The following is a 13,155-nucleotide window of genomic DNA, read 5'->3' as shown; positions in this document are numbered from 1 at the left end:
AATCGAAGCTCTTCAAAATGCGAAGCTGGCCTCCGGCATCGCCATCAGGCACGCAGCGCCGCCCAGCAGGGCTTCGCGGTGGCTGCTGGCGCGCGGCAGTATGCGGCGCAGGTAGAACTCGGCACTGTGCAGCTTGGCCTGGTAGAACGCCGCCTCGCCGCTGCCGGCGTCCAGCGCCTGTTGGGCGGTGCGGGCGGCCTGCAGCCAGAAGCCGGCCAGCAACACATAGGCCGAGTACTGCAGGAAGTCCACCGACACCGCGCCGATTTCCTGGGCATCGCGCTGGCTCAGGGCGATCACCTCGGCGCTCAGCTCGCGCCATTCGCCCAGGCGCTTCTGCACGGTCTTGGCCGCTTCGACCAGGGCCGGGTGCTGCGCGGCCTGGTCGGCCAGGGCGCTGAACTCGCCGATCAGCGCACCGAGTTCGGCACCGCCATCGCCGAGCAGCTTGCGGCGGATCAGGTCGAGCGCCTGGATGCCGTTGGTGCCTTCATAGAGCTGGGTGATGCGGCTATCGCGCATCAGCTGTTCCATGCCCCACTCGCGGATGAAGCCGTGCCCGCCGTAGACCTGCACACCGTGGCTGGCCACTTCCTGGCCCATGTCGGTGAAGAAGGCTTTGACGATCGGGATCAGCAGCGCCGCGCGCTTACCGGCGGCCTTGCGCGCGCTGGCATCGCCGGCGCCGTGCTCCAGGTCGAGCTGGCGCGCGGTGTAGGCGGCGAGCATGCGGCAGCCTTCGACCAGGCTCTTCTGGGTCAGCAGCATGCGCCGCACGTCCGGGTGATTGATGATCGGGTCGGCGGCTTTCTCTGGTGCCACGGCGCCAGTCAGGCCGCGCGACTGCAGGCGTTCGCGGGCATAGCGCAGGGCGCCCTGGAAGGCCGCCTCGCCGATACCCAGGCCCTGCAGGCCGACCTGGAAGCGCGCGTCGTTCATCATGGTGAACATGCAGGCCAGGCCCTGGTTGGCCTCGCCGACCAGCCAGCCGGTGGCGCCGTCGAAGTTCATCACGCAGGTGGAGGCGCCCTTGATGCCCATCTTGTGCTCGATGGCGCCGCAGCTCAGGGCGTTCTTCGCCGCCAGCGAGCCATCGGTGTTGACCGCGAACTTGGGTACCAGCAGCAGGCTGATGCCCTTTACCCCGGCCGGTGCATCCGGCAGGCGCGCCAGTACCAGGTGGATGATGTTCTCGGAGAAGTCCTGCTCGCCGCCGCTGATAAAGATCTTGTTCCCGGTCACCCGATAGCTGCCATCGGCCTGGGGTTCGGCGCGGGTGCGCAGCAGGGCCAGGTCGGTGCCGGCCTGGGGCTCGGTCAGGCACATGGTGCCGGTCCACTGGCCGCTGACCATCTTGGCCAGGTAGTCGCGTTTGAGCTCGTCGCTGCCGTGCTTGTGCAGGGCCAGCACGGCACCTTCGGTGAGGCCGGAATAGACGCGGAAGGACAGCGAGGAGGCCATCAGCATTTCGTGGAAGGCGAAGGCCACCAGCTGCGGGAAGCCCTGGCCGCCGAACTCGGTTGGGCCGGTCATGCTGGCCCAGCCGTTGTCGACGAATTGCTGGTAGGCGGCGCGGAAGCCCTTGGGCGTGGTGACCTTGCCGTCGACCAGCTGGCAGCCTTGCTCGTCGCTATTGCGGTTGAGCGGGGCGATCTCGTTGCCAGTGAAAGCGGCGGCTTCCTCCAGCACACCGTCGATCAGCTCGCGATCCAGGCCGTTGCCCAGCTGCTCGCAGTGGCCGCTGACATCGAACAGTTCATGCAGGACGAAGCGCATGTCGCGCAGGGGCGCCTGGTAGCTCATGCCTGGCCCTCCTGTACGTCGCTGAATTGCTTGCCGTCGGCCACCAGGCGGTCGATCAGCGCGGCCGGTTGCCAGTGCGCGCCGAAGCGTTCGGCCAGTTGCAGCAGGCGCTCGCGGATGGCGGCCAGGCCCTGGGCGTCGGCCCAGGCCATCGGCCCGCCCTTGTCGGCGGGGAAGCCGTAGCCATTCAGGTACACCAGGTCGATGTCATGGCTGTTGGCGGCGATGTTCTCCTCGAGGATCTTCGCCCCTTCGTTGACCAGCGCCAGCAGGCAGCGGCTGAGGATTTCTTCCTGGCCGATGCTGCGGCGCTGGTAGCCGAGGCGCTCGCCCTCGCGCTGCACCAGGGCGTCCACTTCCGGGTCGTGCTCGGCCTGGCGGCTGCCCGGCGCGTAGGTGTAGTAGCCCTTGCCGGACTTCTGGCCGAAGCGGCCGAGTTCGCACAGGCGGTTGTCGACCTGTACCTGGGGTACATCCTGGCCCTTGCCGGCCAGCTCGCGGGCGCGCCATTCGAGGTCGATGCCGACCACGTCGTACATGCGGAACGGGCCCATGGCGAAGCCGAAGCCCTGCAGGGCGCTGTCGACCTGGTGTGGGTAGGCGCCTTCCAGCAGCATGCTGCGCGCCTCGAACACATAGGTATGCAGCATGCGGTTGCCGATGAAACCGTCGCAGTTGCCGGCCACCACGCTGACCTTGCCGATGCGCTGGCCGAGGGCCAGGGCGGCGTCGAGCACGGCTGGGGCGGTCTGGGCGCCACGGACGATTTCCAGCAGCTTCATGATGTGTGCCGGGCTGAAGAAGTGCAGGCCGAGCACGTCCTGCGGGCGGGCGGTGACGGCGGCGATGGCGTCGATGTCCAGCGCCGAGGTGTTGCTGGCGAGGATCGCGCCCGATTTCACAATGCTGTCTAGGCTGCGGAAGATTTCCTGCTTGAGTTCGAGGTTTTCGTACACCGCCTCGATCACCAGGTCGACTCCGGCCAGGTCGGCGTAGTTGCCCACCTGCTGGATGCGCGAGCGGCGCAGGCTGGCTTCGCCGGTGCTGATGCGGCCCTTGGCGACGTTCTGCGCCCAGGTGTCTTCGGCCATCTGCAGGCCGGCTTCGACCATCTGCGGGTTGTTGTCCAGCCACAGCACAGGAATACCGGCATTGGCCAGGCTGATGACGATACCGCGGCCCATGGTGCCGGCGCCGATCACGGCGGCCTGCTGGATGTTGTAGTGGTTACTCATAGCCCTTCCTCGGTCACGAAAAACAGAACTGACGCACCTTAAGTACCGGGTTACTATTTTGGAAATTTAGTCTTGTGATAAGTTGAATTTCATCTGTGAATATATTGACCTTCGACCTCAACCTGCTGCGCGTGCTCGATGCTCTGCTGCGCGAGCGCAATGTGTCGCGTGCCGCCGAGCGCCTGGCGTTGAGCCAGCCGGCGGTGAGCAACGCCCTCAGTCGCCTGCGCGACCAGCTCGGCGACCCGCTGCTGGTGCGCGTCGGCCGCAGCATGCAGCCGACCCCGCGCGCCCTGGCCCTGGAAGGGCCGATCCGTGATGCCCTGCAGCACATCGAACAGAGCCTGAGCGAAGGCGCACCCTTCGATCCGGCCAGCAGCCGCCAGCGTTTTCGCATCGCCGTCACCGACTATGTCGAGCTGATCCTCATGCCGCGCCTGCTGCGCCTGCTCAGCGAGAAGGCGCCGGGGCTGCGCATCGACATCCAGCACCTCAGCCCGACCCTGCCGGCCGAGGCCCTGGACAAGGGCGAGCTGGATCTGGTGCTGGGCCGCTTCGAATCGGTGCCGCCGCGCTTTCGCAGCCAGCGCTGGCTTAGCGAGACCCTGCAGCTGGCCGCCCACCGTGAGCACGCCCAGCTCGGCGCGGGGCTCGATCTCGACAGCTTCCTCAAGCTGCGTCATCTGTGGGTGCACGGCGGGCAGACGCGCGGCATGGTCGAGCAATGGCTGGGTGAGCGCGGGCTGAGCCGCGAGATCGTCTACACCACGCCCAACTACCTGCAGGCTGCGCACATAGTCGCCAGCAGCGAACTGGTGGCGGTGCTGCCGACCCGCCTGGCGCGTTACTTCGCCAGCCTGCTGCCGCTGCAGCTGCACGAGCTGCCCTTCGAACTGGGGCCGTTCCACCTCGACGTGGTCAGCCTCGGCCTGCGCCAGTGCGATGCGGCGCTGCAGTGGCTGATCGAACAGATAATGGTGCTCGGTGAAAGCTGACCGATCTATCAGTTAATCGCTCTATCTCGGGCCTTTCGCGACGCCGTATCGGGATTTTTCCCGATAGGAGCGGAGCGCGACCCAGCCAATACTGCACAGGAAACCTGACCGTTTTGGCGCTGCCGGCCTGAGGCTGGCGGTTGCAGTGCGGTCGTGGTCGTGGGCCAGTCGCGCCGATCCCGGGGCGCTGCCGTCATCCGAGTGCCGGGGAGGCCAAATGCTGAGTCAATTGAGTGTGCGCACACGTCTGCTGTTGCTGGCGTTGTTGCCATTGCTGGTGCTGCTGGGCGTGATCGTGCTGTCACTGTCCAACGCCGGGCGAATCAACCAGAGTTTCGAAAGCCTGTTCCTCGATCGCATGCAGCCGGTCAGCCAGATCAAGGCGGTGTCCGATGCCTACGCGGTGAGCATGGTCGATGCCCTGCACAAGTACCGCGCCGGCCTGCTCGACGAGAGCGCCCTGCGCCAGACCTTCGGCGAGGCGCGCCAGCGCATCGACAAGTCTTGGAATGCCTACACCGCGACCCGCCTTACTGCCGAGGAAGAAAGCCGGGTGACCCGCGCCAAACCCTTGATGGCAGCGGCTGATCGGCTGGCTGAGGAACTGCTCGGCGAGGCCGGCGAGACTCTGCGCAACGAAGAGACGGTAAGCTTCAATCGCCGCCTGTACAGCACCTTCGACCCGCTCAGCGCCGAGCTGGACGGGCTGGTGCAGCTGCAGCTGAGCGAGGGCGAAAAGCTGCACCAGTCGGCCGGCGAGGACTACCAGGGGATGAAGGGCAGCTTCATCACCATCGGCGTGGTCGCTCTGGTTGCTGTGCTGGTGTTTGGTCTGTTGGTCAGCCAGTCGATCATCCGCCCACTGCAGGGGCTGTGTGAGGTGATCGGCAAGGTGCAGGGCAGCTCCGATCTGACCCTGCGCGCGGCGAGCGCCGGCGAAGATGAGCTGGCCACTACGGCGAAGGCATTCAACGCCATGCTCGAACATTTCCAGAGGTTGATTCGTCACCTCGGCGACTCGTCCATCAAGCTGGCCGCCGCCTCGGAAGAAATGAGCGCGATCAGCACCCAGGTCAGCGAGGCCGCTTCCGGTCAGGGCCAGCAGACCACCATGGTCGCCACCGCCGTGCACGAGATGAGCGCGGCAATTCAGGAGGTGGCGCAGAACGCCCTGGGCATGTCGCACATGGCCGGCGATGCGCGCCGCGAGGCGCAGCAGGGCACGGTGCTGGTGCAGGCCAACCTGCAGTCCATCGAACGTCTGTCGCAGTCGGTGCAGCAGGGGGCCGAGGTGATCAATCGCCTGCACAGCCAGAGCGACGAGATCGGCAGCGTGCTGGGGGTGATCCGCAGCATCGCCGAACAGACCAACCTGCTGGCGCTCAACGCTGCCATCGAGGCCGCGCGGGCTGGCGAGGCGGGCCGTGGTTTCGCCGTGGTGGCTGACGAGGTACGCAGCCTGGCGAGCAACACGCAGAAGGCCACCGAATCGATCCGCGGTATGATCGATGCCCTGCAGGAGGGCGCGCGCGAGGCGGTGAGCGCGATGCAGCGGTCGCGCGAGCAGGCTGAGGCCAGCGTCAGCCATGCCCGTGAGTCCGGCGAGGTGCTGGCGCATATCGCCAACGCCATCGACGGCATCGCCGACGGCAACGTGCAGATCTCCACCGCCACCGAGGAGCAGACTGCGGTGGCCAACGAGATCAGCCAGAACATCACCCAGCTCAACGACAGCATCCAGGAAGTCATCAACGGCGCGCAGCAGAGCGCTATCGCCAGCCGTGACCTGGCCCAGCTGGCCAGTGGGCAGCAGCATCAGGTGGAGCAGTTCCGCGCCTGATGGCTTGAGCAGGTTCTGATATAGGTGCTGATACAGGGGCAGCAAAGCCAGTGCTTTGGCTCTGTCGGGAATACGCGCTGGCGGGTTTCCTCTCTAGTCTGGAGCGCAAACAACTAGAAGGAAGGCGCCATGCGCAAACTGCTGCTGATTCTCCTGCTCGCCGGCCTGGCTTACCTGCTGCTGTGGCCGACCCGCCTGCAACCCGTGGCCTGGCAGCCGCAGGCGGTGCCCGCGGCAACCGGCACCTGGGCGCCCAACCAGCGCCTGGATGGCGCGCAGCTGGAGCAGTCCGGCCTGTCCGGGCCGGATACCGTGGTGGTGGATGGCGAGGGCCGTCGCTACAGCGGCATCGGCGACGGGCGCATCGTGCGCTGGCGCTCCGGTGAGCCGGCGCAGACCTTTGTGCAGCTGGCTGGTCGCCCGGTGGGTTTGAACTTCGGCCCGGACGGCAGCCTGTACGCAGCCGACGAGGCCAATGCGCAGGTCTGGCGTATCAGCCCGCAGGGCCAGGCCGAGATCCTGGTGAAGAGTTCGGCGCAGCAGCACTTCACCTTCCTCAACGATGTCTTCATCGCCCGTGATGGCCGCCTGTTCTTCACCGAGGCGTCCAGCCGCTGGGGCCTGGCCGACAACAAGCTGGCCCTGCTCGAGCACGGCGGCGACGGCAAGGTGTTCGTGCGCTACCCGGACGGACGCATCGAGCTGCTGCTCGATGGCCTGGAGTTCGCCAACGGCGTAGTGCTCAGCCCGGACGAGTCCTACCTGCTGGTGGCGGAAACCGGCGCCTACCGGGTTACCCGCCTGTGGCTGACAGGCGCGCGAGCCGGCCAGCGCGAGGTGCTGGTGGATAACCTGCCGGCCTTTCCCGGCGACCTGTCGATTGCCCCGGATGGCACTTATTGGTGCTCGTTCTTCTCGCCGCGCAAAGCGGTTCTGGATGCGCTGGCGTCCTGGCCGCAGGCGCGCAAGATCGCCTCGCGCCTGCCGCGCGCGCTGCTGACCAAGCCGGTGACCTATCCCCATGTGTTCCGCTTCGACGGCCAGGGCCGCGTGCTGGAAAGCCTGCAGGCCTCGGCCGGGGCCGGGCTGCCGAGTTTCAGCAGCGTGGTGCAGAGCGGCGGCGAGCTGCTACTGGGCTCGCCGGGCGGGGTGGGCGAGATCGATGCCGAGCGGGTTTATCGCGTTCGCCTGAGCCCGCACTAAGGCGCTCGGGCGGTCTGCCAATATGACCGCTGGATGACGCTGCAGGGCCCGCTCCAGAGGCCTCCAGGAATTTTTAACGGCTAGCAGGCAAGGCGTGCGGAGTGCGTCTAGGCTGGCTGTAGCGGCGCCAGCGCTGTGCCGCACAACCATTAGGAGTCCATCGGATGAAACGCTACGCACTTTGCACCCTGGGCCTGAGCCTCGGCTTGCTGTTGGCCGCCTGCTCCAGCCAGACAACCAAGCCCGAGCAGTATTCGGGCTTCCTTGGCGACTACTCGCAACTGCAGCCGGCGACCTCGGCCAGCGGCGTGCCAGTCATGCGTTGGGTGAAACCGGGCCTGAACCTGCAGGACTACCCTTCGATTCTGGTGGAAAAGCCGATCTTCTATCCCAAGCCGCAACCCGGCGAGCAGGTCAGCCAGAAGGCCCTCGACGATATCGCCATCTACCTGCAGCAGGCCATGAAGCGTGAACTGGCCGGCCGCGCGCGCATCGTCAACCAGGCCGACCAGGACACCCTGGTGCTGCGTACCGCCATCACCGCGGTGGACGTGTCGGCAGAGGGTCTCAAACCTTACGAGGTGATCCCGATTGCCCTGGTCGTTGCCGCCGCCAGCACCGCAGCTGGTACCCGCGACCGCAGCAGCGAGATCTACGTGGAGATGGAGGGGCTCGATGCCCGCACCAGCCAGCCGGTATTGAAAGTGGTACGCAAGGGCCATGGCCTCGATCTGGAAAACCAGAGCACCCAGCTGACCGTGAACGACCTGCGTCCTGCCCTGGAGTCCTGGGCCAAGGATGCGCGCAACTTCCGCCCCTGAGCCGCTCGCCCGACGCGCCTAGCCACACGGCTTGGCGCGCTCTTTCCAGGCCTGTCGCCGCCCGGCGGCAGGTTGCCTGCTCCCAGTCTCAACCCAGTTGTTCGATCCAGCTACGCACCTCGGCGTAGGGGTAGTCCTCCAGTTTCGCAAACCCAGGAATCTGCCGCGCCTTGAGCTTGGTCAGCAGCGGCACGCTGATGCCGCAGAGAAAGCGCGTCAGGCATTCGCTGCTGGGGGGCTCGCCCTTGGCTTCGCGGTGGCGGGCCACGAAGGCGCCGCTCAGCGCCGGGAAATCCTGCCCGGTCAGTGGCGCCAGGGCCGGGGGCGGCGGCAGCTGGGCGACCCGGCCACTGCATACCGAGCAGTGCCCGCACTGCTGTGGCGCATTGGCGTCGCCGAAGTAGGCGGCCAGGCGCTGGCTCAGGCAGTGGTCGCTGGCGAACAGTTTGAGCATGGCCTGGATGCGCGCGATCTCGCTGGCTTCCTGCTGCTTGAAGTAGCCGTGCAGTTCCGCGCTCAGCTGTTGTGGATCGAAGCCGGGATCGAGCAGGGCGTAGACCTCGGTCATCTGCTTGCTTTCCAGCTCGATCCAGCCGCGCTCCTGGAAGAAGTCCAGGGCCTTGACTACCCGCGCGCGCTCGGCCTGGTGCTGGCTGTACAGGGCGTCGAAATCCACCGTGCACCAGGTGCGTGCGCGGCTGGAGCTGGCGACTATGGCCTCGACGAATTGCCGGCGTTCGCCCTCGAACTTGCTGAGCAGCACCTCCGGCTCGACCAGGTACTTGAAGCGATACTCGGCGAAGTAGGCGTAGCGCGGGGCGATGATGCCCCTGAGCTCGAGTTGCACCAGCAGGGTCTTCAGCGGCAGCTGGCGAATATTGCTCTGCTCGGAGAGCTGGTTGAGCATCAGCTCCCACTGGCCGTCCTGGCTGGCAGCGAGCAGCTCATCCAGCACGCAACGAATGCCGGCCAGTTCCGGGGTGTCGCCATAGACGAAGTTCTCCAGCACGTTGAGGCTGTCGCGGTTGGCCAGCACCAGACAGTCGGACGGCTGGCCGTCGCGCCCGGCGCGGCCGATTTCCTGGCTGTAGTTCTCGGTGGATTTGGGCAGGTCGAAGTGCACCACGTTGCGGATATCGGCCTTGTCGATGCCCATGCCGAAGGCGATGGTGGCCACGATGCAGTTGATCCGCCCGTCCATGAACTGGCGCTGGATCGCCTCGCGGGCCTCATGCGGCATGCCGGCGTGGTAGGCGCTGGCGGCGATGCTGCGCTGACTGAGCTGCTCGGCCACCTGCTCGGCGGTCTTCTGCTGGGTGACATAGACGATGCTTGGCTCACCGGCCTTGGCGCCCAGCCATTCGACCAGGCGGCGCTGCTTGTCGCGCCCAGCCACTGGCTCCACCAGCAGGTTGAGGTTGGGCCGGTAGAAGCCGGTGGTGACCACATCATCCGCGGCGATGGCGAACTTCTTCTGCATGTCGGCGATCACCGGCGGGGTGGCCGTGGCGGTGAGCAGCAGCACCTGGGGAATGCCGAACTGGCGCTGGTAGTCGGGCAGCTTGAGGTAGTCCGGGCGGAAGTTGTGGCCCCACTCGGAGATGCAGTGCGCCTCGTCGACCACCAGCAGGGAGATCGGCACCTGGCTGATGAAATGGCGGAAGCGCTCGTTCTTCAGGCGTTCCACCGAGATCATCAGGATCTTCAGCTCGCCGGATTTGGCCTTGGCCATGGTCTCGGCGGCCTGCTCGCGGCTCTGCGCCGAATCGATGCTCGCCGCGCTGATGCCACGTGCATGCAGGAAGGCCAGCTGATCCTGCATCAGCGCCAGCAGCGGCGACACCACCAGGGTCAGGTGCGGCAGGTGCAGGGCCGGCAGCTGGTAGCACAGCGACTTGCCCGAGCCGGTGGGGAAGATCGCTGCCGCCGAACGGCCGGCCAGCACGGCCTCGACCACGCGTTGCTGGCCGGGGCGCAGCTGGGTGAAACCGAAGACGCGGGCGAGGGTGTCGAGCATAGCGGGGCCGTGGTGTGCGGGAAGGGGCGCTGACCATAGCGCGCGGGAGTTACTCCGCGCCATGAAAAAGCCCCGCGAGTGCGGGGCTTTCGTTCAAATCTCCGGATCCAGCGGCGGGTGCTTGTGCCAGGCCGTGCCACCGGGTAGCAGCAGATTCAGCGCCAGGGCACTGATGGCGCACAGGGAGATGCCGGAGAGGGCGAAGGACTTGCCACCGATGACCATGCCGCCGATGCCGAACACCAGGGTCACCGAGACGATCACCAGGTTGCGTGCCTCGGACAGGTCGACCTGGTGGCGGATCAGGGTGTTCAGGCCGACCACCGCGATGGAGCCGAACAGCAGGCAGAGGATGCCGCCCATCACCGGTACCGGGATGGCCTGCAGCGCCGCGCCGAACTTGCCGACGAAGGCCAGCAGGATGGCGAAGACCGCGGCCCAGGTCATCACCTTGGGGTTGAAGCTCTTGGTCAGCATCACCGCGCCGGTCACTTCGGCGTAGGTGGTGTTGGGCGGGCCGCCGAACAGGCCGGCGGCCGAGGTGGCCAGGCCGTCGCCGAGCAGGGTGCGGTGCAGGCCCGGCTTGCGCACGAAGTCCTTGCCGGTGACGGTGCCGACGGCGATCACCCCGCCGATGTGCTCGATGGCCGGAGCCAGCGCCACCGGCACCATGTACAGGATGGCGCCGAGGTGGAATTCGGGCGCGACGAAGTGGGGCAGGGCCAGCCAGGGCGCGGCGGCGATGGCGGCGGTGTCGATCACCCCGAAGAAGGCCGAGAGGCTGCAGCCGACGGCGATGCCGGAGAGGATCGGCACCAGACGGAACAGGCCGCGGCCGAGCACAGCCACCAGCACTGTGGTGACCAGGGCGGCCATGGAGATGAACATGGCGGTCTGGTAGGGCACCAGCTCGGCGGCACCATCACCGGTCTTGCCCATGGCCATGTTCACCGCCACCGGCGACAGGGCCAGGCCGATGGAGATGACCACCGGGCCGATCACCACCGGCGGCAGGATGCGGTCGATGAAACCCGGACCCTTGAGCTTCACCGCCAGGCCGAGGAAGGTGTAGACGAAGCCCGCGGCGACCACGCCGCCGAGTACCGCCGGCAGGCCGAACTCGCCCTTGGCGGCGATGATCGGGGCGATGAAGGCGAAGCTGGAGGCGAGAAACACCGGCACCTGGCGCCCGGTGGCCAGCTGGAACAGCAGGGTGCCGATGCCGGCGGTGAACAACGCCACGTTGGGATCCATGCCGGTGATCAGCGGCATCAGTACCAGGGCGCCGAAGGCGACGAACAGCATCTGCGCGCCGGACAGCATCTGCCGCCAGAGCGGATCCTTGAATTCATCCTGCATGGTCAGGCGTCCTTCTGCTTGGTGCCGAAGATCTTGTCGCCGGCATCGCCGAGGCCGGGAATGATGTAGCCGTGCTCGTTGAGGCGCTGGTCGATGGAGGCGGTGTAGATCATCACGTCCGGGTGGGCGTCCTGCACGGCCTTGACACCTTCCGGGGCGGCGACCAGCACCATGGCGCGGATTTCCTTGCAGCCGGCGCGCTTGAGCAGGTCGATGGTGGCGACCAGGGAGCCGCCGGTGGCCAGCATCGGGTCGACGATCAGCGCCAGGCGCTCGTCGATTTCCGGGGCCAGCTTTTCCAGGTAGGTGTGCGCCTGCAGGGTCTCCTCGTTGCGGGCGATGCCCACGGCGCTGACCTTGGCGCCCGGGATCAGGCTGAGTACGCCGTCGAGCATGCCGATGCCGGCGCGCAGGATCGGTACCACGGTGATCTTCTTGCCGGCGATCTTCTCCACCTGCACCGGCCCGGCCCAGCCCTGGATCTCGGTGTTTTCCAGCGGCAGGTCGTTGGTTGCCTCGTAGGTCAGCAGGGCGCCGACCTCCTGGGCCAGTTCGCGGAAGTTCTTGGTGCTGATGTCGGCGCGGCGCATCAGACCGATCTTGTGGCGGATCAGCGGGTGGCGGATCTCACGGATAGGCATGCGGGGTCTCCGGGGAGGACGGCTAGTATTCTGGCTAGAGTAAAGCACTGCTCATGCGAGCAAGAAGCCGCGAAGTTTACCGATTAGCCTGAGCAAGTGGTCAGAAAACCTGCGCCCAGGCTTGCCCTGGCGCCTGACTCTGAGTACCTTTGCCGGCCATTTTTTAACCAGCCTTTGTCACCGTTCCGGAGAACACCATGTCCGCCGACCTCGCCCACATCCGCCAAGTCATGGCCGAAGCCGATTGCCTGTACACCGACGCCCAGGTCGAAGCGGCCATCGACCAGGTGGCCGAGGCGATCAACGGCGAGCTGGCCGAGCGCAATCCGGTGGTGTTCTGCGTGATGAACGGCGGCCTGATCTTCGCCGGCAAACTGCTGCCCAAGCTGGGCTTCCCGCTGGAACTGTCGTACCTGCACGCCACCCGCTACCGCAGCGAAACCACCGGTGGCGAGCTGTTCTGGAAGGCCAAGCCGGAAGTGTCGTTCATCGACCGCGAAGTACTGATCATCGACGACATCCTCGACGAGGGGCACACCCTGTCGGCCATCATCGAGTTCTGCAAGCACGCCGGCGCCACCGCCGTGCACACCGCGGTGCTGATCGACAAGCAGCACGACCGCAAGGCGCGCCCGGATCTCAAGGCCGACTACGTTGGCCTGCCGTGCGAAGACCGCTTCATCTTCGGCTATGGCATGGACTACAAGGGCTACTGGCGCAACGCTGCCGGCATCTTCGCCGTCAAAGGCCTGTAAGCATGCGCCCGGCGGCCTTCCTCGACCGCCAGCTGTTCGCCGCCTTGAGCGGGCAGGCCTCGGCCAGCCCGCGCCAGCGCGTCCACCATAACCTGCATGCCATGAGCGAGCCCTGCCACCGTCTGCTGGTAGGGCTGCAGCCCGACACCTATATCCCGCCCCATCGCCACCTGGCGGCCGACAAGGCCGAGACCCTGCTGGTGCTGCAAGGTCGCTTCGGCCTGCTGCTGTTCGCCGAAGACGGCAGCCTGCAGGACTGCCGCCTGCTCGAAGCCGGCGGCGAGTGCCTGGGTGTCGACCTGGCGCCCGGCCAGTTCCATGCCCTGGTGGTGCTGCAGGCCGACAGCGTGCTGTTCGAGTGCAAGGCCGGCCCTTACCGTCCGCTGGGCGAGGGCGAACAGGCCACCTGGGCGCCGGCCGAGGGCGACCCGGCGGCGCCTGCCTACCTGGCCTGGATGCGCACCCAGTTTCCCCTGTGAGCCGGCC

General features: G+C 66.7%; 11 protein-coding genes. 6 read left to right on the top strand and 5 right to left on the bottom strand.

Annotated features, from left to right (window positions below):
* Positions 1–12: 12 nt before the first annotated feature.
* Together A9179_RS17050 and A9179_RS17045 are read right to left on the bottom strand one after the other, a co-directional pair.
* A complete protein-coding gene (locus tag A9179_RS17050; RefSeq protein ID WP_187807404.1) occupies positions 13–1,803 on the bottom strand; it encodes an acyl-CoA dehydrogenase C-terminal domain-containing protein in 1,791 nt (596 codons plus the stop codon).
* Complete coding sequence (locus tag A9179_RS17045) at positions 1,800–3,038, bottom strand: 3-hydroxyacyl-CoA dehydrogenase (RefSeq protein WP_187807403.1); 1,239 nt, start codon at positions 3,036–3,038, stop codon at positions 1,800–1,802. The genes A9179_RS17050 and A9179_RS17045 overlap by 4 nt, the downstream gene beginning before the upstream one ends.
* Positions 3,039–3,133: 95 nt before the next feature.
* Between A9179_RS17045 and A9179_RS17040 the strand changes: the two genes are divergently transcribed.
* From A9179_RS17040 to A9179_RS17025, 4 genes are all read left to right on the top strand, one after another.
* On the top strand, positions 3,134–4,033 hold the full coding sequence (locus A9179_RS17040) for a LysR family transcriptional regulator (RefSeq protein WP_187807402.1): 900 nt from the start codon (positions 3,134–3,136) through the stop codon (positions 4,031–4,033).
* A 217-nt stretch (positions 4,034–4,250) separates the two neighbouring features.
* A complete protein-coding gene (locus A9179_RS17035) occupies positions 4,251–5,873 on the top strand; it encodes a methyl-accepting chemotaxis protein (protein ID WP_187807401.1) in 1,623 nt (540 codons plus the stop codon).
* Between the two features lie 129 nt (positions 5,874–6,002).
* On the top strand, positions 6,003–7,076 hold the full coding sequence (locus A9179_RS17030; RefSeq protein WP_187807400.1) for an SMP-30/gluconolactonase/LRE family protein: 1,074 nt from the start codon (positions 6,003–6,005) through the stop codon (positions 7,074–7,076).
* A 164-nt stretch (positions 7,077–7,240) separates the two neighbouring features.
* Positions 7,241–7,897, top strand: a complete 657-nt coding sequence (locus A9179_RS17025; protein WP_187807399.1) for a DUF3313 domain-containing protein — start codon at positions 7,241–7,243, stop codon at positions 7,895–7,897.
* An 88-nt stretch (positions 7,898–7,985) separates the two neighbouring features.
* Here the strand turns inward: A9179_RS17025 and A9179_RS17020 are convergent, their stop codons facing one another.
* The 3 genes from A9179_RS17020 to upp all read right to left on the bottom strand — a co-directional run bounded on the left by A9179_RS17020 (position 7,986) and on the right by upp (position 11,914).
* Complete coding sequence (locus tag A9179_RS17020) at positions 7,986–9,914, bottom strand: RecQ family ATP-dependent DNA helicase (protein ID WP_187807398.1); 1,929 nt, start codon at positions 9,912–9,914, stop codon at positions 7,986–7,988.
* A 93-nt stretch (positions 9,915–10,007) separates the two neighbouring features.
* A complete protein-coding gene (locus tag A9179_RS17015) occupies positions 10,008–11,273 on the bottom strand; it encodes a uracil-xanthine permease family protein (RefSeq protein ID WP_187807397.1) in 1,266 nt (421 codons plus the stop codon).
* Between the two features lie 2 nt (positions 11,274–11,275).
* Positions 11,276–11,914, bottom strand: coding sequence for a uracil phosphoribosyltransferase (upp, locus tag A9179_RS17010; RefSeq protein ID WP_187807396.1), 639 nt, complete (start codon positions 11,912–11,914; stop codon positions 11,276–11,278).
* 197 nt (positions 11,915–12,111) lie between these two features.
* Here upp and A9179_RS17005 point away from each other — a divergent pair, with 197 nt between their 5' ends.
* Positions 12,112–12,669 (top strand): hypoxanthine-guanine phosphoribosyltransferase, encoded by a 558-nt coding sequence (locus tag A9179_RS17005; protein ID WP_187807395.1) that lies wholly within the window; start codon positions 12,112–12,114, stop codon positions 12,667–12,669.
* A 2-nt stretch (positions 12,670–12,671) separates the two neighbouring features.
* Positions 12,672–13,148 carry a WbuC family cupin fold metalloprotein gene (locus tag A9179_RS17000; RefSeq protein WP_187807394.1) on the top strand — a complete coding sequence of 159 codons (477 nt, stop codon included), beginning with the start codon at positions 12,672–12,674 and terminating at the stop codon, positions 13,146–13,148.
* Positions 13,149–13,155 lie beyond the last annotated feature (7 nt).

The sequence above is a fragment of the Pseudomonas alcaligenes genome, assembly GCF_014490745.1.
In the GTDB taxonomy this organism is placed as follows: domain Bacteria; phylum Pseudomonadota; class Gammaproteobacteria; order Pseudomonadales; family Pseudomonadaceae; genus Aquipseudomonas; species Aquipseudomonas alcaligenes_C.
This window is presented reverse-complemented; position numbering and strand designations above follow the sequence as displayed.

Bases quoted from the DNA above. Each gene is read 5' to 3' on its own strand.
- A9179_RS17050 (WP_187807404.1), bottom strand. From the start codon at position 1,803: ATGAGCTACCAGGCGCCCCTGCGCGACATGCGCTTCGTCCTGCATGAA.
- A9179_RS17045 (WP_187807403.1), bottom strand. From the start codon at position 3,038: ATGAGTAACCACTACAACATCCAGCAGGCCGCCGTGATCGGCGCCGGC.
- A9179_RS17035 (WP_187807401.1), top strand. From the start codon at position 4,251: ATGCTGAGTCAATTGAGTGTGCGCACACGTCTGCTGTTGCTGGCGTTG.
- A9179_RS17030 (WP_187807400.1), top strand. From the start codon at position 6,003: ATGCGCAAACTGCTGCTGATTCTCCTGCTCGCCGGCCTGGCTTACCTG.
- A9179_RS17025 (WP_187807399.1), top strand. From the start codon at position 7,241: ATGAAACGCTACGCACTTTGCACCCTGGGCCTGAGCCTCGGCTTGCTG.
- A9179_RS17020 (WP_187807398.1), bottom strand. From the start codon at position 9,914: ATGCTCGACACCCTCGCCCGCGTCTTCGGTTTCACCCAGCTGCGCCCC.
- A9179_RS17015 (WP_187807397.1), bottom strand. From the start codon at position 11,273: ATGCAGGATGAATTCAAGGATCCGCTCTGGCGGCAGATGCTGTCCGGC.
- upp (WP_187807396.1), bottom strand. From the start codon at position 11,914: ATGCCTATCCGTGAGATCCGCCACCCGCTGATCCGCCACAAGATCGGT.
- A9179_RS17005 (WP_187807395.1), top strand. From the start codon at position 12,112: ATGTCCGCCGACCTCGCCCACATCCGCCAAGTCATGGCCGAAGCCGAT.
- A9179_RS17000 (WP_187807394.1), top strand. From the start codon at position 12,672: ATGCGCCCGGCGGCCTTCCTCGACCGCCAGCTGTTCGCCGCCTTGAGC.